Origin of the sequence: Pseudomonas sp. Irchel 3F6, from assembly GCF_900187595.1 — a bacterium.
GTDB classification, from domain to species: domain Bacteria; phylum Pseudomonadota; class Gammaproteobacteria; order Pseudomonadales; family Pseudomonadaceae; genus Aquipseudomonas; species Aquipseudomonas siliginis.
Genome location: NZ_FYDP01000002.1, coordinates 423272 through 443640, shown reverse-complemented (window position 1 = coordinate 443640; position 20369 = coordinate 423272). Strand labels below are relative to the sequence as shown.

Here is a 20369-nt window from a genome sequence, read left to right as displayed (position 1 = left end):
GCTGTGCACACTTGATATGGAAATGGTATCAGCCATCAGATGAAGCATTGCCGTCAGGGGTCACTTCCCCAACGCGCTTTTCCAGCTGTTTCAACCGTCGCGCGATGTCATCGAGCTGACGGATTCGGGCCGCGCTTTTGCGCCATTCGGCCGCCGGTTGCATGGCTGTGCCGGAAGAATAGGCGCCCGGCTCGGTAATCGAGTGAGTCACCATAGTCATCCCGGTCAGGAAAACGTTGTCGCAAATATCAATGTGGCCGACCAGACCTACACCGCCAGCGAGCATGCAGTGCTTGCCGATCTTGGTGCTGCCGGAAATGCCGACGCACGCAGCCATGGCGGTGTGATCACCGACCTGGACGTTGTGCGCGATCTGAATCTGGTTGTCGAGCTTCACACCGTTGCCAATCACCGTATCGGCCAGAGCGCCGCGGTCGATGGCGGTGTTCACGCCGATCTCGACATCGTCGCCGATGGTCACGCCACCGATCTGGGCGATTTTCTGCCAGACACCTTTCTCGTTGGCGAAGCCGAAGCCCTCACCGCCGATCACTGCACCGGACTGAATAACCACACGCTTGCCGATGCGCACATCGTGATAGAGCGTGACGCGCGGAGCCAGCCAGCCGCCTTCACCGATTTCGCTGCGCGCGCCGACTACGCAATGCGCGCCCAGCGTGACCTGTGCAGCGATGCGTGCACCGGCTTCGATCACCACGAACGGACCGATGCTGGCACTTGGATCAACCACTGCGTCCGCCGCGATCACCGCTGTCGGATGAATCCCGCCAGCCGCTTTTGGCTTTGGATCGAACAGATGCGAGATGCGTGCGTAGGCCAGGTAAGGATCCGGCACCACCAAGGCATTACCGGCGAAACCTTCGGCGTCGGCTTCCTTGAGCAGCAGTGCAGCTGCCTGAGAACCGGCCAGGTATTTGCGGTATTGGGGATTTGCCAGAAAGCTCAACTGAGCTGGGCCAGCCTCTTGCAAAGTGGCTAGCCCAGTAATTTGCGTCTCGGGGTCGCCACGCAGGGTGGCGCCGAGGTGCTCGGCCAACTGGCCGAGCCTGATAGTCACGGTCATGGGTTACTTCAGCTGATTCATGCGCTCGATAACCTGGCGCGTGATGTCGTACTGAGGTTTGACATCGATGACTGCGCCACGCTCGAACACCAGGTCAAAACCACCTTTCTTGATGACTTCTTCCACGGCACTGTCCAGTTTCGGCTTCAGTTGCTTGAGCATTTCACGGTCGGCAACAGCTTTGGCTTCATTCAGTTCCTTGGACTGGAACTGGAAGTCACGAGCCTTTTGCTTGAATTCCAGCTCCAGACGCTCACGCTCGCCCTGCTGCATTTTGTCGCCACCGGCCATCAGACGGTCCTGAATGCCTTTGGCGCTGCTTTCCAGGGTTTTCAGCTTGGTCAGTTGCGGACCGAACTTCTTCTCTGCATCCACCGCGTACTTCTTCGCCGCGTCGGATTCCAGCAGAGCCATCTGATAGTTCAGCACGGCAATTTTCATGTCGGCGAACGCCGGGCCTGCCACCAGTACGGAGGCCAGGAGAACCAATTGAGTCAACTTACGCACGATGCACTCCTACAAAATCCATTGTCGTTATCTTGGGTCAGACGCTTAGAACGTCTGGCCGAGGGAGAATTGGAACACTTGAGTTTCAGCGTCATCCGGTTTCTTGATCGGCATCGCCAGGGCGAAGCTCAACGGACCCAGTGCGGTGACCCAGGTCACGCCGACACCTACGGAACTGGCCATGTTGCTCAGGCTGATGTCGTTGCACTTGGTGTTGGACGAGGAACCATTGGCGTTCGTAGTGTCCTTGCACTGCGAGTCAAACACGTTACCGACATCCCAGAAGACCGAAGTACGCAGGGAACGCTGATCCTTGACGAATGGCAGCGGGAACAGAACTTCTACACCGCCCTGGATCAGGACGTTACCACCGAACGGCAGTGGATCCTGGTCCGGGTCAGCGATAGTGCCAGGGTTGTTACCACGGCTCGGCGTACTGCGCGGGCCGAGGGTGCTGTCCTTGAAGCCACGAACCGAGTTGAAACCACCGGCATAGTAGTTTTCATAGAACGGCAGACCATCGGTCGAACCGTAACCATCGCCATAACCGAGTTCGGAGTGCAGGCGCAGTGTGTAGTTTTCGGTGATCGGCTGGAACAGCTGACCACGGTAGTCAAGTTTGAAGAACGACAGGTCGCTGCCAGGAATGGTGGTTTCCAGGGTCAGGCTCTGGGAACGACCACGGGTCGGCAACACGCCTTTGTTCAGGGTCGACTCGGACCAACCGGCCGAGGCCTTGAAGTTCAGGTAGTTGTCGCCTTCCTTCTCGACGAAGTCGAAAATCTCGTCAACGGTATAGCGACCGGTGTTGATCTTGTCCTGCTGGGCAGACAGACCGAAGGTCAGACGCGATGTTTCGCTGATCGGGTAGCCGACGTTCACGCCCGCACCGAGGCTGTCTACCGCATAGCTGGAAATATCGGCATCGAGTTCATCGTAGTCGGTGGTGCGATAGAACGCGTTGTAACCCAGGCTCACGCCGTCGGCGGTCCAGTAGGGGTCAACGTAGCCGAAGTTGTAGCGGCTCTGGTATTCGCTGCGGGTCAGGCCGATGCTGACGCGGTTACCGGTACCCAAGAAGTTGTTCTGGGTGATCGAACCACCGAGGATCAGACCGGCGCTCTGGGCGAAACCAACGCTGGCGGTGATCGAACCGGAAGCCTGTTCTTCAACGGCGTAGTTCACATCAACCTGGTCGTCGACGCCAGGCACCGCCGGGGTTTCAACGTTGACTTCCTTGAAGAAGCCCAGGCGCTCCAGACGGGTCTTGGACTGGTCGATCAGGTAGGTCGAAGCCCAGCCACCTTCCATTTGACGCATTTCACGACGCAGCACTTCGTCCTCGGACTTGGTGTTGCCACGGAAATTGATGCGGTTTACGTAGGCACGCTTGCCCGGATCGACAGCGAAGAGGATGTCCACAGTGTGGTCATCATCGTGCGGCTGAGGCACGCCGTTGACGTTGGCGAATGTGTAGCCTTCGTTACCCAGACGACGGGTGATCAGCTCGGAGGTGGTGGTCATCAGCTTGCGCGAGAACACCTGGCCCTTCTGCACGAGCAACAGCGACTTGATCTGGTCTTCAGGGACTTTCAGGTCACCGCTGAGCTTGACGTCTCGAACGGTGTACTTCTCGCCTTCGGTGACGTTGACAGTAATGTAGACGTGCTTCTTGTCCGGGGTAATCGATACCTGGGTCGAAGCGATGTCCATGTTGATATAGCCGCGGTCCAGATAGTAGGAACGCAGACGCTCCAGGTCACCGGAAAGTTTTTCACGGGCATATTTGTCATCGTTCTTGAAGAACGACAGCCAGTTGGTGGTTTTCAGTTCGAACAGGTCGGTCAGGTCTTCCTCAGGGAAAACCGTATTGCCTACCACGTTGATGTGCTGAATGGCGGCAACGGTACCTTCGTTGATCTTCACCTTCAGACCCACGCGGTTACGCGGCTGCGAAACCACTTCGGTGTCAACGGTTGCCGAGTAGCGACCCTGGGCGACGTACTGACGTTGCAGTTCGTTACGCACACCCTCGAGGGTGGCGCGCTGGAAGATTTCGCCTTCGGCCAGACCGGATTGCTTGAGGCCTTTCATCAGGTCTTCAGTGGAAATCGCCTTGTTGCCTTCGATTTCGATACTGGCGACCGATGGACGCTCGACCACGGTGATGACCAGAACGTTGCCTTCGCGGCCCAGCTGGATATCTTGAAAGAAACCGGTTTTGAACAACGCACGAGTGGATTCCACCAGGCGACGATCATCCGCCTGCTCGCCGACGTTCAACGGCAAGGCACCAAAGACGCTACCCGCGGAGACCCGCTGGAGGCCATTGACGCGAATATCAGAGATAGTGAAGGACTCGGCGTGAACTTCGGCGATCATCAATACGGTGAGAACCGCAGTTAGCAGCAGACGTTTCATGAAGTCCTTTCTTATTCCAACTGGCAATAAACAAACTGCCGCAAAATGCGGCAGATTCGCAATTCAGCGAAGCGTTACAGTCGACCCAGATCGTTGACCAGAGCAAGCAACATCACCCCGACCACCAAACTGATACCGATCTGTATCCCCCAACCTTGCACCCGATCCGACAAGGGGCGACCACGCACCCACTCGATCAGATAAAACAACAAATGCCCCCCATCCAGTACAGGAATGGGCAGCAAATTCAGAACGCCCAGGCTAATACTCAGATAAGCAAGGAAATTCAGGAAATCAGCGACGCCCGACTGGGCAGAAGCGCCCGCCACTTTAGCAATGGTTATCGGTCCACTCAAGTTTTTTACCGAGAGCTCGCCGAACAGCATTTTCTTCAGTGAATCCAGCGTCAGAATGCTCATGGTCCAAGTGCGACGGGCACCCTCGCCAATCGCGGCCAGCGGGCCATAGCTGACTTCGCGGATCATTTCCGGTGGCCAGTCGATGGCTTTGACGCCAGCGCCCAGATAACCGCTTGGCGATTTGCTTTCACCGCGCGCCGCCAGGGTCACAGGGACGTCGATTTGAGCATTGTCGCGCTCGATGCGCAGCATGATTTTGGTATCAGGACGCGTACGAACGGTATCGACCACTTGCTGCCAGTCATCGAGCGGCTGGCCATCAAGCGCCAGCAAGCGATCGCCGGTTTTCAGCCCGGCGGCCTGGGCCGGACCTTTCGGGTCCAGCTCGGCAAGCACCGGCGGCAAGGCCGGACGCCAAGGACGAATGCCCAGCGAGCGGATCGGATCCGGCTCGTCGGCACCTTTTAGCCAGTTATCCAGTGCCAGCGTGCGCGGTGATTCTGCCGTCGAACCCTGCTCGCGCACCAGCAATTGAATCGCACCGCTTTCACCGAGACGACGCACCAGTTGCAAATTGACCGCAGCCCAACCGGACGTTGGCTCGCCATCGATCGAGACGATCTCCTGACCCGCGTTCAGACCCGCCTTGGCGGCAATGCTGCCAGACTCGACCGCGCCGATGACCGGACGCACCTGCTCGCTGCCGAGCATCGCCAGCACCCAGAAAAACACCAGCGCCAGCAGGAAGTTGGCAATCGGGCCGGCAGCAACAATGGCGATACGCTGACGTACCGATTTGCGATTGAACGACTGATCAAGTTGATCAACCGGCACTTCGCCTTCGCGCTCGTCGAGCATCTTGACGTAGCCGCCCAGCGGAATCGCGGCGACCACGAACTCAGTGCCCTGCTTGTCATGCCAGCGCAGCAACGGCATGCCAAAGCCCACGGAGAAACGCAGAACCTTGACGCCACAGCGACGCGCGACCCAGAAGTGGCCGAATTCGTGGAAGGTGACCAGCACACCCAAGGCGATCAGGGTGCCGGCAATCATATAGAGCGCGCTCATCTACTTTCTCCGCAATCCTGTTCAGTGTCGCGTGTCGCCGTTGTGTTGCAAAAACTATCGGCCGTGCCGACTCAACCATTGCTCGGCCAGCAATCGCGCTTTCGCGTCCGCCGTAAATACGGCATCCAGATCGTTCAGCGCCACCACCGGCTCCAGATTCAAGACTTCCTCGATGATACTCGCGATTTCCAGGTAGCGAACCCGTCCGTCGAGAAACGCTGCAACTGCCACTTCATTGGCCGCGTTAAGCATCGCCGGCGCGCTGTCGCCAGCTTCGGCCGCCTGACGGGCCAAACGCAGACAGGGGAAACGGCTTTCATCGGGCGCTTCGAAATCCAGTCGCGCAATGGCGAAGAGGTCCAGTGGCGGTACGCCGGAATCGATACGCTCCGGCCAGGCCAATGCGTTAGCGATCGGTGTGCGCATGTCCGGATTACCCAACTGCGCCAGGACCGAGCCATCGACGTAATCGACCAGAGAATGGATCACGCTTTGCGGATGAATTACCACTTCGACCTGAGACGGTTTGGCATCGAACAACCAGCAGGCTTCGATCAGTTCCAGGCCCTTGTTCATCATGCTCGCTGAATCCACGGAGATCTTGCGCCCCATGGACCAGTTCGGATGTGCACACGCCTGCTCAGGCGAAACATTCGCCAGCTCGGACATCGGTGTCTGCCGGAAAGGCCCGCCAGAGGCTGTCAGCAAAATCCGCCGCACACCCACCGAGCTCAAGCCGCGGGCGAAATCCGCTGGCATGCATTGAAAAATCGCATTGTGTTCGCTGTCGATCGGCAGCAGTACCGAACCGCTTTTGCGCACGGCCTGCATGAACAGAGCGCCGGACATCACCAGCGCTTCTTTATTGGCCAGCAGAATCTTCTTGCCCGCCTCGACCGCCGCCAGTGTCGGACGCAGCCCGGCCGCACCGACGATGGCCGCCATTACTGCATCGACTTCGGGCGCGGAGGCAACCTGACACAGGCCCTCCTCGCCTACCAGGACGCGAGTCGGCAAACCGGCTGCACGCAAGTCATCCTGCAAACCGCGCGCTGCGGCCACTTCAGGCACCACGGCAAACTGCGGCACATGACGCACGCACAACGCGAACAACTCAGTGAGGCGCGTGAAACCACTCAATGCGAAAACCTGATAACGCTCAGGATGACGCGCAATCACATCAAGGGTGCTCAGACCGATCGAACCGGTCGCACCCAACACCGTAATCTGCTGGGGACGACTCACGGTGCGGCCATCCAGAGCAATACGGCGAACACCGGAATGGCCGCGGTCAGGCTGTCGATGCGATCCAGCACGCCACCATGCCCGGGCAGCAGATTACTGCTGTCCTTGATGCCGGATTGGCGCTTGAACATGCTTTCGGTAAGGTCACCGACCACGGAAATAAAGACGATCACTGCAGCGCCGATCAGGCCTTTGAGCAGCTCGGCCACGGTCCAGTCGCGCACCAGCCCGACAATCGCGGTAATCACCAGACTCAGCGCCAGACCACCGTACACGCCTTCCCAGCTCTTGCCCGGGCTGACCTGCGGCGCGAGCTTGCGCTTGCCGAACTTGCGCCCGGAAAAGTAAGCGCCGATGTCCGCGCCCCAGACCAACACCATCACCGCCATGATCAACCAGTTACCCAGCGGGTACTGCTTGATCTGCACCAGACCCTGCCACGCAGGCAGCAGGATCAGCAGACCAATCAGCAGTTTGGTCGCCGCTGTGGACCAGTGCGCGCTCGAGCGTGGATACGTCAGCACCAGATAAGTCGCAATCGCCCACCAGATTACCGATGCACCGAGCACCCAAGGCGCAAGGCCCGGCAGCACATACATGACGAACAGCATCAGGGCGACCACAGCGGCAAAGCCGACGCGGAACGACTGTGCGGTGAAGCCGGCCAGACGCGCCCATTCCCACGCACCGAGACTGACTACCAGACCGATGAACAGCGCAAAGCCGGCACCTTTGAGCAGGAAAAACCCGCACAAGGCGATCGGCAGCAGGATCAGTGCAGTGATGATTCGTTGTTTAAGCATTAAACCCGGGCTCCAGCTTCGACCTGTTCGCTCGTTTTACCGAAACGACGCTGGCGCGAAGCGAAATCGGCCAGCGCAGTGCGCATGGCGTCGTGTTTGAAGTCCGGCCAGAACAGGTCGGAGAAGTACAGCTCGGCGTAGGCCAGCTGCCACAGCAGGAAGTTGCTGATGCGATGCTCGCCACCGGTACGGATGCACAGGTCAGGCAACGGCAGATCGCCGGTGGCCAGACAGGTCTGCAGCAGATCCGGGGTGATGTCCTCCGGGCGCAAGTGCCCGGCCTGGACTTCTCGCGCCAGACGCTGCGCGGCCTGAGCGATATCCCACTGACCGCCGTAGTTGGCGGCGATCTGCAGGACAAAGCGGTTGGCACCGACCGTCATGGCCTCGGCCTCGCGCATCGCCGCCTGAAGCTCAGGGTGGAAGCGCGAGCGATCGCCAATGATGCGCAGGCTGATGTTGTTGTCGTTGAGACGCTTGGCCTCACGACGCAGCGCCTTGAAGAACAGATCCATCAAGGCACTGACTTCATCGGCCGGGCGCTGCCAGTTTTCACTGGAGAAGGCGAACAGGGTCAGGACTTCGACCTTGGCCTCAGCGCACACCTCGATCACCGCCCGCACAGCATCCACGCCCGCTTTATGCCCGGCGACACCCGGCATAAAGCGTTTTTTCGCCCAGCGATTATTGCCATCCATGATGATCGCGACATGGCGCGGCACCGCGGACGGCGCAGTCTGCTTGGTCTTGTCCATTTAAAGCTCGACCCTTATACGGCCATCAGGTCTTTTTCTTTCTCGTCCGTGGCCTTGGTGATCTGGGCCTCGGATTCTTTGGTCAGCTTGTCGATATCAGCGATGGCACGACGCTCTTCGTCTTCGCTGATTTCCTTGTCCTTGACCAGTTTCTTCAGCTCGCCCAAGGCATCACGACGGATGTTGCGCACAGCAACGCGCGCGTCTTCCGCTGCGCTGCGCGCCTGCTTGGTGAAGCCTTTGCGCGTTTCTTCGGTAAGGGCAGGCATCGGGATCAACAGCAACTCGCCCAGGTTGGTCGGGTTGAGGTTCAGACCGGCGCTCTGGATTGCCTTGTCGACGGCAGCGAGCATGTTGCGCTCGAAGGCCACGACCTGCAGGGTGCGCGAGTCCTTTACGGTGACGTTGGCAACGCCGCTCAGCGGAGTGTCAGTGCCGTAGTAAGGCACCATCACGCTACCCAGAATGCTCGGGTGAGCCTTGCCGGTACGAATCTGGCCGAACGCGTGGTTCAGAGATTCCAGGGATTTCTGCATACGCGCTTGGGCGTCTTTCTTGATTTCGTTGATCATTGTTGGCCTTCCTCGATCAAAGTCCCTTCAGCGCCGCCGTGCACGATGTTCAGCAGGGCGCCGGGCTTGTTCATGTTGAATACGCGCAGCGGCATCTTGTGATCGCGGCACAGGCAGATGGCAGTCAGATCCATTACGCCCAGCTTGCGATCCAGTACTTCATCATAAGTCAGATGATCGAACTTCTCGGCATGCGGGTCTTTGAATGGGTCTGCGGTGTACACGCCATCAACCTTGGTGGCCTTGAGCACAACGTCGGCGTCGATTTCGATTGCACGCAGGCAGGCTGCCGAATCCGTGGTGAAGAACGGATTGCCGGTACCGGCCGCGAAGATCACGACGTCTTTGGAGTTCAGGTGACGCATGGCTTTGCGGCGATCGTAGTGATCGGTCACACCGACCATGGAGATGGCGGACATGACGATGGCCGAGATATTGGCACGTTCCAGCGCATCGCGCATGGCCAAGGCGTTCATCACAGTGGCCAGCATGCCCATGTGGTCGCCCGTGACCCGATCCATCCCGGCCTTGCTCAGGGCTTCGCCACGGAACAGGTTGCCACCGCCGATGACCAGACCGACCTGCACGCCGATGCCGACCAGTTGGCCGACTTCCAGCGCCATGCGATCCAGCACCTTCGGATCGATCCCGAACTCTTCCGAGCCCATCAGGGCCTCGCCGCTAAGCTTGAGTAGAATGCGTTTATAGCGAGCCTGATAACCACTGCCCTGCTGAGCCATTGCGAATCTCTCCTGCGGCGTATTTAAAATTCTTTGCGAGCTGTTTACAGCTGGCGTTCACTCTAGCTTGGCGCTGCTGCAGCGCCATCGGAACATGGCTTTGTAAGTCAGTTCCGGGTGGAAACCAAATAAAAAATTGGTACCCCATCTGAAAAGAGGCTGCGCGCGTTAGCGGGCAGCCTCTTTCGGGCGACAGTTGAAAAACTGTCTTATTGCTTGGCGGCAGCCAGCTGGGCAGCAACTTCTTCAGCGAAGTTGTCGACCGGCTTCTCGATGCCTTCGCCTACTTTGAAGTAAGTGAAGGAAACGATTTCAGCGCCGGCTTTCTTGGCCAGCTCGCCAACCTTGACTTCAGGGTTCTTGACGAACGCCTGCTCGACCAGGCTCGCTTCCGCCAGGAACTTGCTGATACGGCCTTTGACCATGTTCTCAACAATGTTTTCTGGCTTGCCTTTGATCTTTTCTTCGTTCAGCTGCAGGAACACAGCTTTCTCACGCTCGATCGCTTCGTCGGAGACTTGCGAAGGCAGCAGGAACTCAGGGTTGCTTGCAGCAACGTGCATCGCGATGTCTTTGGCCAGCTCGACGTCACCGCCTTTCAGGACAACAGCAACACCGATCTTGTTACCGTGCAGGTAGGTGCCGACAACGTCACCTTCTACGCGTACCAGACGACGGATGTTGACGTTCTCGCCGACTTTGGCAACCAGCGCTTCACGAGCCGTTTCCTGAGCGGCGATCAGCGGAGCTGCGTCGGTCAGTTTTTCGTCGAAAGCTTTTTCTACGCTGGCAGCAACGAAGTTCTTGAAATCGTCTTGCAGGGCCAGGAAGTCGGTCTGCGAGTTGACTTCCAGCAGCACGGCTGCCTTGTCATTCGATTTGATGGCGATTGCGCCTTCAGCGGCAACGTTGCCAGCTTTTTTCGCAGCCTTGATGGCGCCCGAAGCACGCATGTCATCAATGGCTTTTTCGATGTCGCCGTCAGCCTTTTCCAGGGCTTTCTTGCAATCCATCATGCCTTCGCCGGTACGCTCGCGCAGTTCTTTGACCAACGCTGCAGTAATTGCTGCCATTTTCAAATTCCTCTTGGATAGGTTTTCAACCATTCCACCCGATCGAACGGGCGTTCAATTCTTCCCGAACCACCCATGTTGGCTGCCGCACATGACAAATACAGACGTGGGCGCCGACAAATGGTTTTCGAGGTGGCAAAAAGGGGGCCAAGCCCCCTTTTTGCTTACTGAGTCAACGCCAGGGGCGTCGATTACTCAGCTGCAGCCTGAGTTTCTTCAGCTGCGAATTCAACAGTACCGCCAGCAACGTTGTTGCGACCGCGGATAACTGCGTCAGCCATCGAACCCATGTACAGCTGGATAGCGCGGATGGCGTCATCGTTGCCTGGGATGATGTAGTCAACGCCTTCCGGGCTGCTGTTGGTATCGACAACGCCGATGACCGGGATGCCCAGCTTGTTGGCTTCGGTGATCGCGATGCGCTCGTGGTCAACGTCGATCACGAACAGTGCGTCTGGCAGACCGCCCATGTCCTTGATGCCGCCCAGCGAACGATCCAGCTTCTCAAGATCACGGGAGCGCATCAGCGCTTCTTTCTTGGTCAGCTTGGCGAAAGTACCGTCTTCGGCTTGAACTTCAAGGTCACGCAGACGCTTGATGGAAGCACGAATGGTCTTGAAGTTGGTCAGCATGCCGCCCAACCAGCGGTGATCGACGTACGGCGAACCGCAACGTGCTGCTTCTTCAGCAACGATCTTGCCAGCGGAACGCTTGGTGCCGACGAACAGAATCTTGTTTTTGCCCTGGGCCAGACGCTCTACGAAAGTCAGAGCTTCGTTGAACATTGGCAGGGTTTTTTCAAGGTTGATGATGTGAATCTTGTTACGCGCGCCGAAAATGTACTTGCCCATTTTCGGATTCCAGTAACGGGTTTGGTGACCGAAGTGCACACCGGCCTTCAGCATATCGCGCATGTTGACTTGGGACATGATAGTTCCTTGATAAGTCGGGTTTGGCCTCCACGTATCCCAATGACCAACCAGAGGCATAAAGCCCAAGGCACCCAGGTCATCGTGTCGACACGTGTGTGGATTTAAGCTTTTCGGGGCATCCCCGGAAAGCGGCGCATTTTATACCACAGGGTGCGCAGAAACGGAACCCGGAATCTGTATTCGCACCAGTGACATGGGCGCAGCCCCCTTGGAATCGGCTCGATGGGCACCATTGTATAGACACAAGCCAGACATGCAGGCGCGGATTTGCGCCTCCCGTCTGGTAGAATCGCGTTTTTCAGGGTCGCAAAATGTACGCTTGCCACCCAACTCGTATCCGTAAGCGCCGCCGAGCGCAGAGAGAGCCTGTATGACCGTCAACCTCAAAACCCCCGAGGACATCGCTGGCATGCGTGTCGCCGGCAAACTGGCCGCCGATGTGCTGGAAATGATTGCCGAACATGTCAAACCGGGCGTGACCACTGATCAGCTCAACCAGATTTGCCACGACTACATCGTCAATGTGCAGCAGGCCATCCCCGCCCCGCTCAACTACAAGGGCTACCCGAAGTCGATCTGCACTTCGATCAACCATGTGGTCTGCCACGGCATCCCGAACGACAAACCGCTGAAAAACGGCGACACCCTGAACATCGACGTCACGGTGATCAAGGACGGCTACCACGGCGATACCAGCCGCATGTTCCACGTCGGCGAGGTACCGGTCTGGGCCGAGCGCCTGTCGCAGGTCACCCAGGAATGCATGTACAAGGCGATCGAGATCGTCAAGCCCGGCTGCCGCCTCGGCGACATCGGCGAAGTAATCCAGAAGCACGCGGAAAAGAACGGTTTCTCAGTGGTGCGCGAGTTCTGCGGCCACGGCATCGGCAAGGTCTTCCACGAAGAACCGCAGATCCTGCACTACGGTCGCGCCGGCACCGGCATGGAACTGAAGGCTGGCATGACCTTCACCATCGAGCCGATGATCAACCAGGGCAAGGCCGACACCAAGGTGCTCGGCGACGGCTGGACCGCGATCACCAAGGACCGCAAGCTGTCGGCACAGTGGGAACACACCCTGCTGGTCACCGACACCGGCTACGAGATTTTCACTTTGCGCAGCGATGACACCATCCCGCGTATCTCGGCCTGACACCCAGAACGCTCCCAGCCTATAGAAGGAAAGCCAATCGATGCCGCAGGTGGATCCCGAACTCTTCGACCGCGGCCAGTTCCAGGCTGAACTGGCCCTTAAAGCGAGTCCGATCGCGGCGTTCAAGAAGGCGATCCGCCAGGCCCGCGAGGTTCTCGACACGCGTTTTCGCAAGGGCCGCGATATCCGCCGCCTGATCGAAGACCGCGCCTGGTTTGTCGACAACATCCTGCAAAAGGCCTGGGAGCAGTTCAACTGGAGCGAAGACGCCGACATCGCTCTGGTGGCAGTGGGCGGCTACGGCCGCGGCGAGCTGCATCCCTATTCCGACATTGATCTGCTGATCCTGCTCGACAGCGCTGACCACGAAGTTTTCCGCGACTCCATCGAGCGTTTTCTGACGCTGTTGTGGGACATCGGTCTGGAAGTCGGCCAGAGCGTGCGCTCGGTCGATGAGTGTGCCGAAGAGGCCCGCGCCGACCTGACGGTGGTCACCAACCTGATGGAAAGCCGGACTATCTGCGGCCCCGAGCGTCTGCGCCAGCGCATGCTCGACGTCACCAGCACCGCGCACATGTGGCCGGCCAAGGAGTTCTTCCTGGCCAAGCGAGCCGAGCAGAAGGCTCGTCATCACAAATACAACGACACCGAATACAACCTCGAACCCAACGTCAAAGGCTCGCCCGGCGGTCTGCGTGACATTCAGACGATCCTCTGGGTGGCCCGCCGTCAGTACGGCACCCTGAACCTGCGCGCCCTCGCTGGAGAAGGCTTTCTGGTCGAAAGCGAAAACGCCCTGCTCGCCTCGTCCCAGGAATTTCTGTGGAAAGTGCGCTATGCCTTGCACATGCTCGCCGGCCGCTCCGAAGACCGCTTGCTGTTCGATCATCAACGCACCATTGCCGGCCTGCTTGGCTTTGAAGGAGACGACGCCAAACAGGCGGTCGAAAACTTCATGCAGCAGTATTTCCGCACCGTGATGAGCATCGCCCAACTGAGCGATCTGATCATCCAGCACTTCGAGGAAGTCATCCTCGCCCCGGAAGACGAGGCACCGCCGCAACCGATCAACTCGCGCTTCCAGTTGCATGACGGTTACATCGAAGCGCGCAATGACAACGTGTTCCGCCGCACGCCGTTCGCCATGCTGGAGATTTTCGTGCTGATGGCGCAGCAGCCGGAAATCAAAGGCGTGCGCGCCGACACCATTCGTCTGCTGCGCGAACATCGTCATCTGATCGATGACAGCTTCCGTAACGATATCCGCAACACCAGCCTGTTCATCGAGCTGTTCAAATGCAAGATCGGTATCCACCGCAATCTGCGGCGGATGAACCGTTACGGCATTCTCGGCCGTTATCTGCCGGAGTTCGGTTTTATCGTCGGGCAGATGCAGCACGACCTGTTCCACATCTATACGGTCGATGCGCACACGCTGAACCTGATCAAGCACCTGCGCAAACTGCAGTACACCCAGGTCTCGGAGAAATTTCCGCTGGCCGCCAAGCTCATGGCCAAGCTGCCCAAACCTGAGCTGATCTACATGGCCGGTCTGTATCACGACATCGGCAAGGGCCGGCATGGCGATCACTCGGAGATTGGCGCGGTCGATGCCGAGGCGTTCTGCCAGCGCCATCAGTTGCCGGTGTGGGACAGCCGCCTGATCGTCTGGCTGGTGCAGAACCACCTGGTGATGTCCACCACTGCGCAGCGCAAGGATCTGTCCGACCCGCAGGTGATCCACGATTTCGCCCAGGCGGTCGGCGACGAAACACGCCTCGACTATCTCTATGTGCTGACCGTGGCCGACATCAACGCGACCAATCCGACGCTGTGGAATTCATGGCGCGCCAGCCTGTTGCGCCAGCTCTACACCGAGACCAAACGAGCCCTGCGCCGGGGCCTGGAAAACCCGGTGGATCGCGAAGAGCAGATCCGCCAGACGCAGAGCGCCGCGCTGGACATTCTGGTGCGCGGCGGCACCGACCCGGACGACGTCGAGCAGCTGTGGGCGCAATTGGGCGATGACTATTTCCTGCGCCACACCGCCGGCGACGTCGCCTGGCACAGCGATGCGATCCTGCAGCAACCGGTCGATGGCGGGCCTCTGGTGCTGATCAAGGAAACCACCCAGCGCGAGTTCGAAGGCGGCACGCAGATCTTCATTTATGCGCCGGACCAGCACGACTTCTTCGCCGTGACCGTGGCGGCGATGGACCAGCTCAACCTGAACATTCACGACGCCCGGGTCATCACCTCTAGCAGCCAGTTCACCCTCGACACCTACATCGTGCTCGACAACGAAGGCGAATCGATCGGCGACAACCCGGCGCGGATCAAGCAGATCCGCGAAGGCCTGACCGAAGCGCTGCGCAACCCGGACGACTACCCAACGATCATCCAGCGCCGTGTGCCGCGCCAGCTCAAACACTTCGCCTTCGCCCCGCAAGTAACGATCCACAACGACGCCCAACGTCCAGTGACCGTGCTGGAGCTGACCGCGCCTGACCGGCCGGGCCTGCTGGCGCGGGTCGGAGGGATTTTCCTCGAGTTCGACCTGTCGCTGCAGAACGCCAAGATTGCGACCCTGGGCGAGCGCGTGGAAGACGTGTTCTTCATCACCGACGCGCACAACCAGCCGCTGTCCGATCCGCTGCTGTGCAGCCGTCTGCAAGATGCGATCGTCGAACAACTGAGCGTCAATCAGGAACCGGATATCAAACTTTCGCGGATCAGTATCTGAATCACCCGTTTATCCCTGTGAATGCAGCCCATGCTTTCCTCCGGTACATACAATCCCCTGTGGCGAGGGGATTTATCCCCGTTCGGCTGCGAAGCAGTCGTAAAACCTGTGTATGCGGACATTCAGTTGAACCGCAGTGATGGTTTTGGGGCCGCTGCGCAGCCCAACGGGGATAAAGCCCCTCGCCACAGAAAGCTCTTGAGCATTTAAAAGAGGCCCCAATGAACAACGCTCTGAACCAGCTCCAGCCGTACCCGTTCGAAAAGCTCCGCGCCCTGCTCGGCAGCGTTACGCCGAACCCGGACAAACGCCCGATCGCCCTGTCGATCGGCGAGCCGAAACACCGTTCGCCGAGTTTTGTCGCCGAAGCGCTGGCGAACAATCTGGATCAGATGGCGGTGTACCCGACTACCCTCGGCATTCCGGCCCTGCGCGAAGCCATCGCCGGCTGGTGCGAGCGTCGTTTTGGCGTGCCGAACGGCTGGATCGATCCGGCGCGAAATGTGCTGCCGGTCAACGGCACCCGTGAAGCGCTGTTCGCCTTCACCCAGACCGTGGTCAATCGTGGTGACGATGCGCTGGTGGTCAGCCCCAACCCGTTCTATCAGATCTACGAAGGCGCGGCGTTCCTCGCCGGGGCCAAGCCGCATTACCTGCCATGCCTGGATGAAAACGGCTTCAACCCGGACTTCGACGCCGTTTCGTCAGACATCTGGCAGCGCTGCCAGATCCTGTTCCTGTGCTCGCCGGGCAACCCGACCGGCGCGCTGATTCCGGTTGAGACCCTGAAGAAGCTGATCGCCCTGGCTGATCAATACGACTTCGTGATTGCCGCCGACGAGTGCTACAGCGAACTGTACTTCGACGAACAGACGCCGCCGCCGGGCCTGCTGAGTGCTTGCGTCGAACTCGGCCGGAATGACTTCAAGCGCTGCGTGGTCTTTCACAGCCTGTCCAAGCGCTCCAACCTGCCAGGCCTGCGTTCAGGCTTCGTTGCCGGCGATGCCGACATCCTCAAGGGTTTCCTGCTCTATCGCACTTACCACGGCTGTGCGATGCCAGTGCAAACCCAACTGGCCAGCGTTGCCGCGTGGAATGACGAAGTGCATGTGCGCGCCAACCGTGCGCTGTATCGCGAGAAGTTCGATGCGGTGCTGAACATCCTCAGCCCGGTGCTGGACGTACAGCGCCCGGACGGCAGCTTCTATCTGTGGCCGAATGTGCAGGGCGATGATGCGGCGTTCTGCCGCGATCTGTTCGAACAGGAACACGTGACCGTGGTGCCGGGCTCGTATCTGTCTCGCGATGTCGATGGCGTCAATCCTGGCGCCGGCCGTGTGCGTATGGCACTGGTTGCGCCACTGGCAGAATGCGTCGAAGCCGCCGAACGGATTCGTGACTTCATCACCCGCCAGAAGTGATCACGGAGCGCTTGCGGCAGTCCCCTGCTGCAAGCGCTCAACCGGCTATTTGACCTGGCCCAGATTGGCCTCGCTCAAATCCAGTTCGCCGAGCACTTCTCGCAACACGTCATCACCGATCTGGTGCTGACGGCTCAGGCTGTAAAGCTCAAGACGCTGCGCGCGCAGCGCTTTCAAACGCAGGCGACGCTCAAGCAGATCCATCTGAAACGCCAGCGCCTGGGCTTCGGCGGAATCGTTGAACACATCAAGTTGATGGCGATATTCGGACATGATCCGCGCCTTGAGCTCCGCTGCCAGCGCTGCTTGAGCGGCATCCTGTGGGACGACTTCTTCGGTTTCCAGCGAATGAATCGCCGCTTCGGCCGTCTTGCGCCAGGCGTCGCGCACTTCCTGACGACGCTTGTCGTCGGGACTTTTGTCGATGCCGCGCAGCAGCAAGGGCAGCGCGATACAGGCCGAGACCAGCGACAGCAGAATCACCCCGGCTGCAATGAAGATCAGTAAGTCGCGTTCAGGAAAAGCCTCGGCGCCGATCAGCATCGGCACCGACATCACGCCTGCCAGCGTCACCGCCCCGCGCACACCGCCCACCGTCAGCAACCAGCATGAACGCGCCGTCGGCACTTGCGTCAGCTCGCCCTTGCCGCGCAGTCGGCGCAGCAACACCGACAAGCGCCAGATGCTCTGCACCCAGATGAACCGCAGCAGCACCAGCGCGACGAAAATCGCCAATACATCGAGGCAGCGATAGAACAACGTCGGCCACAGCGTCGGCTCATGGCTGACCACGGCCTTGATGATGTCTGGCAATTGCAGGCCAAGCAGCAGGAAGATCAAGCCATTGAACGCAAATTCGAGCAGCGCCCAAACGCTGCGATTAAGCAATCGCGTGCTGGTCTGGCGCGGCAGCAGGTCGAGCCAGCTCTGCATCATCCCCGCTGCCACCGCCGAGAGAATCCCTGAAGCGCCCAAACGTTCGGCCAGTACATAAGCGGCGAATGGCAGCAGCAACATGAACACCACATGCGTGGCCGGATCGTCCCAGCCACGGGCGATCATCCACGCGCGCAGGCGTCCGACCAGCCAGCTCAACGCTACACCCACAGCCAGGCCACCGAGCGCCACCGCGACGAAGGTCAGACTGGCATTGGTCAGCGAAAACACGCCCGTGACCGCTGCAGCGAGGGCGAACTTGAAGGTCACCAGGCCTGAGGCGTCATTCATCAGCGCCTCGCCCTGAAGGATGTGCATCAGCGGCGTGGGGAGACGGTTCTGCGAAATCGCTGAAACCGCTACGGCGTCCGTCGGTGACAAAACCGCTGCAAGGGCGAAGGCCACCGGCAGCGGAATCGTCGGCAACAGCCAATGAATGAAATAGCCGGCACCGACCACGGTGAACAGAACAAGGCCGACGGCCAGGGTCAGGATCGGTCCACGCAATTGCCAGAAGGCGCGTTTGGGCATGCGCCAGCCATCGGAAAACAGCAGCGGCGGCAGGAACAGAAACAGGAACAATTCCGGGTCGAGGGCGACGTGCAGCCCCAGGGTCGGCCAGGCGAGCAAGGCACCGGCGGCGATTTGCACCAGCGGCAATGGCAGCGGGATAACCCGCCCGACCAGGCGCGAGACGCTGACCAGCATCAGCAGGATCAGGACGGTGTAAGCAGTTTGCATAAAACGAAAATCTCAGGCGATCGACAGCGTTGAACTGCCATATTAGCGCCTTAGGCTGTGGCTGACCGTTGCACCTATGTCGCACGACCGGAACGCGACCCCCTTGTGGGAGCGAGCCTGCTCGCGAAAGCGGTCGTTCAGCACACAGAGATATTGATTGATGTGGCCTCTTTGCGAGCAGGCTCGCTCCCACAGGTTTTACAGCGTTACGACAACCGTGGCCGACGAAACCGTCCGGTCATGGCATAATCCGTCACCATTTTTTTCCAGCACCTGTAAAGGGGGCGATTCCTTGGCCGTTTCAAGTAAAACGTTGCACCTTTTCGGCATCAAAGCCTGCGACACCATGAAAAAGGCGCGCACCTGGCTCGATGAACACGCTGTCAGTTATGACTTTCACGATTACAAGACCGCCGGCATTGACCGTGAGCACCTGACCCAATGGTGCGACGAGCACGGCTGGCAAACCGTGCTGAACCGCGCCGGCACGACCTTTCGCAAACTCGACGACGAACGCAAAGCCGATCTCGACCAAGCGAAAGCCATCGAACTGATGCTCGCACAACCCTCGATGATCAAGCGCCCGGTGCTCGATCTCGGTGACCGAACCCTGATTGGCTTCAAGCCAGATATCTACGCGGCCGCTCTGAAGTAAGCAGCCCGTCACTCTTTGTAGAGGTATTCACATGTCCAATTCCCTGTTCAGCATTGCCTTTGGTGTCGGCACCCAGAACCGTCAAGGCGCATGGCTGGAAGTGTTCTACGCCCAGCCACTGCTCAATCCTTCGGCCGAACTGGTCGCGGCTGTTGCGCCGATCCTCGGTTACACCGAAGGCAACCAGGCCATCACCTTCACCACCGCCCAGGCTGCGCAACTGGCTGAAGCCGTCAAAGGCATCGACGCCGTGCAAGGCAAGCTTCTGACTCGCCTGGCTGAAAGCCACAAGCCGTTGGTTGCCACGCTGCTGGCCGAAGACGCGCAACTGACCTCCACGCCCGAGGCCTACCTCAAACTGCATCTGCTATCGCACCGTCTGGTCAAGCCGCACGGCGTGAGCCTGGCCGGTATCTTCCCGCTGCTGCCGAACGTGGCGTGGACCAGCCAGGGCGCGATCGACCTGAGCGAACTGGCGGAAATGCAACTCGAAGCGCGTCTGCGCGGCGAACTGCTGGAAGTGTTCTCCGTGGACAAGTTCCCGAAGATGACCGACTACGTGGTACCGGCCGGCGTGCGTATCGCTGATGCCGCACGTCTGCGTCTGGGCGCCTACGTCGGCGAAGGCACCACCGTCATGCACGAGGGTTTCATCAACTTCAACGCCGGCACCGAAGGCCCGGGCATGATCGAAGGCCGCGTTTCCGCTGGCGTATTCGTCGGCAAGGGTTCGGACCTGGGCGGCGGTTGCTCGACCATGGGTACCCTGTCGGGCGGCGGCAACATCGTGATCAAGGTCGGTGAAGGCTGCCTGATCGGCGCCAACGCCGGTATCGGTATTCCGTTGGGCGACCGCAACACTGTGGAGTCGGGCCTGTACGTGACCGCTGGCACCAAGGTTGCGCTGCTCGACGAAAACAACAATCTGGTCAAGGTTGTGAAGGCGCGCGAGCTGGCTGGTCAGACTGATCTGCTGTTCCGTCGTAATTCGGAAACCGGTGCTGTGGAATGCAAGACCCACAAATCGGCGATCGAACTGAACGAAGCGCTGCACGCTCACAACTAAGCAGCACATCGACCTCCTGTGGGAGCGAGCCTGCTCGCGAAGCTTCTGGCGTCCTCAAGGACGCTGTCGCGAGCAGGCTCGCTCCCACAAGGTTT

At 59.3% G+C, this 20369-nt stretch carries 17 protein-coding genes; 5 read left to right on the top strand and 12 right to left on the bottom strand.

What is annotated here, in order from left to right; genetic code table 11:
- Nucleotides 1–28 precede the first annotated feature (28 nt).
- The 11 genes from lpxD to rpsB all read right to left on the bottom strand — a co-directional run bounded on the left by lpxD (nucleotide 29) and on the right by rpsB (nucleotide 11556).
- Nucleotides 29–1084: a UDP-3-O-(3-hydroxymyristoyl)glucosamine N-acyltransferase gene (lpxD, locus tag CKW30_RS07985; RefSeq protein ID WP_056783213.1), complete on the bottom strand. Its 1056-nt coding sequence runs from the start codon at nucleotides 1082–1084 to the stop codon at nucleotides 29–31.
- A gap of 3 nt (nucleotides 1085–1087) precedes the next feature.
- Nucleotides 1088–1591, bottom strand: coding sequence for an OmpH family outer membrane protein (locus tag CKW30_RS07980; RefSeq protein ID WP_003222140.1), 504 nt, complete (start codon nucleotides 1589–1591; stop codon nucleotides 1088–1090).
- Nucleotides 1592–1636: 45 nt separating this feature from the next.
- Complete coding sequence (gene bamA, locus CKW30_RS07975) at nucleotides 1637–4012, bottom strand: outer membrane protein assembly factor BamA (RefSeq protein WP_041478127.1); 2376 nt, start codon at nucleotides 4010–4012, stop codon at nucleotides 1637–1639.
- A 74-nt stretch (nucleotides 4013–4086) separates the two neighbouring features.
- Nucleotides 4087–5439 carry a sigma E protease regulator RseP gene (gene rseP, locus CKW30_RS07970; protein WP_095180489.1) on the bottom strand — a complete coding sequence of 451 codons (1353 nt, stop codon included), beginning with the start codon at nucleotides 5437–5439 and terminating at the stop codon, nucleotides 4087–4089.
- 54 nt (nucleotides 5440–5493) lie between these two features.
- On the bottom strand, nucleotides 5494–6684 hold the full coding sequence (ispC, locus tag CKW30_RS07965; protein WP_095180488.1) for a 1-deoxy-D-xylulose-5-phosphate reductoisomerase: 1191 nt from the start codon (nucleotides 6682–6684) through the stop codon (nucleotides 5494–5496).
- Nucleotides 6681–7487 (bottom strand): phosphatidate cytidylyltransferase, encoded by an 807-nt coding sequence (locus CKW30_RS07960; RefSeq protein WP_016771474.1) that lies wholly within the window; start codon nucleotides 7485–7487, stop codon nucleotides 6681–6683. Before CKW30_RS07960 ends, ispC begins: the two co-directional genes overlap by 4 nt.
- Entirely contained in the window at nucleotides 7487–8242 is a 756-nt protein-coding gene (uppS, locus tag CKW30_RS07955; RefSeq protein WP_016771475.1) for a polyprenyl diphosphate synthase, read from the bottom strand. Before uppS ends, CKW30_RS07960 begins: the two co-directional genes overlap by 1 nt.
- 14 nt (nucleotides 8243–8256) lie before the next feature.
- Nucleotides 8257–8814, bottom strand: a complete 558-nt coding sequence (gene frr / locus CKW30_RS07950) for a ribosome recycling factor (protein ID WP_007954771.1) — start codon at nucleotides 8812–8814, stop codon at nucleotides 8257–8259.
- Complete coding sequence (gene pyrH / locus CKW30_RS07945; protein ID WP_003222124.1) at nucleotides 8811–9554, bottom strand: UMP kinase; 744 nt, start codon at nucleotides 9552–9554, stop codon at nucleotides 8811–8813. Before pyrH ends, frr begins: the two co-directional genes overlap by 4 nt.
- Before the next feature lie 209 nt (nucleotides 9555–9763).
- Nucleotides 9764–10627 carry a translation elongation factor Ts gene (gene tsf, locus CKW30_RS07940; RefSeq protein WP_095180487.1) on the bottom strand — a complete coding sequence of 288 codons (864 nt, stop codon included), beginning with the start codon at nucleotides 10625–10627 and terminating at the stop codon, nucleotides 9764–9766.
- A 191-nt stretch (nucleotides 10628–10818) separates the two neighbouring features.
- Nucleotides 10819–11556: a 30S ribosomal protein S2 gene (gene rpsB, locus CKW30_RS07935; RefSeq protein ID WP_003222119.1), complete on the bottom strand. Its 738-nt coding sequence runs from the start codon at nucleotides 11554–11556 to the stop codon at nucleotides 10819–10821.
- Nucleotides 11557–11929: 373 nt separating this feature from the next.
- On the opposite strand from rpsB, the gene map reads away from it, so the two are divergent.
- The 3 genes from map to dapC all read left to right on the top strand — a co-directional run bounded on the left by map (nucleotide 11930) and on the right by dapC (nucleotide 16876).
- Nucleotides 11930–12712, top strand: a complete 783-nt coding sequence (map, locus tag CKW30_RS07930) for a type I methionyl aminopeptidase (protein ID WP_024011828.1) — start codon at nucleotides 11930–11932, stop codon at nucleotides 12710–12712.
- A 40-nt stretch (nucleotides 12713–12752) separates the two neighbouring features.
- Nucleotides 12753–15455, top strand: coding sequence for a [protein-PII] uridylyltransferase (locus tag CKW30_RS07925; protein ID WP_095180486.1), 2703 nt, complete (start codon nucleotides 12753–12755; stop codon nucleotides 15453–15455).
- Between the two features lie 221 nt (nucleotides 15456–15676).
- Nucleotides 15677–16876, top strand: a complete 1200-nt coding sequence (dapC, locus tag CKW30_RS07920) for a succinyldiaminopimelate transaminase (protein WP_095180485.1) — start codon at nucleotides 15677–15679, stop codon at nucleotides 16874–16876.
- 45 nt (nucleotides 16877–16921) lie between these two features.
- On the opposite strand, the gene CKW30_RS07915 is transcribed toward dapC, so the two are convergent.
- Entirely contained in the window at nucleotides 16922–18553 is a 1632-nt protein-coding gene (locus CKW30_RS07915) for a Na+/H+ antiporter (protein WP_041478133.1), read from the bottom strand.
- A 292-nt stretch (nucleotides 18554–18845) separates the two neighbouring features.
- On the opposite strand from CKW30_RS07915, the gene CKW30_RS07910 reads away from it, so the two are divergent.
- Together CKW30_RS07910 and dapD are read left to right on the top strand one after the other, a co-directional pair.
- Nucleotides 18846–19208 carry an ArsC family reductase gene (locus CKW30_RS07910; RefSeq protein WP_038860603.1) on the top strand — a complete coding sequence of 121 codons (363 nt, stop codon included), beginning with the start codon at nucleotides 18846–18848 and terminating at the stop codon, nucleotides 19206–19208.
- 31 nt (nucleotides 19209–19239) lie between these two features.
- Nucleotides 19240–20274: a 2,3,4,5-tetrahydropyridine-2,6-dicarboxylate N-succinyltransferase gene (dapD, locus tag CKW30_RS07905; protein ID WP_041478134.1), complete on the top strand. Its 1035-nt coding sequence runs from the start codon at nucleotides 19240–19242 to the stop codon at nucleotides 20272–20274.
- The last annotated feature ends 95 nt before the right edge of the window (nucleotides 20275–20369 follow it).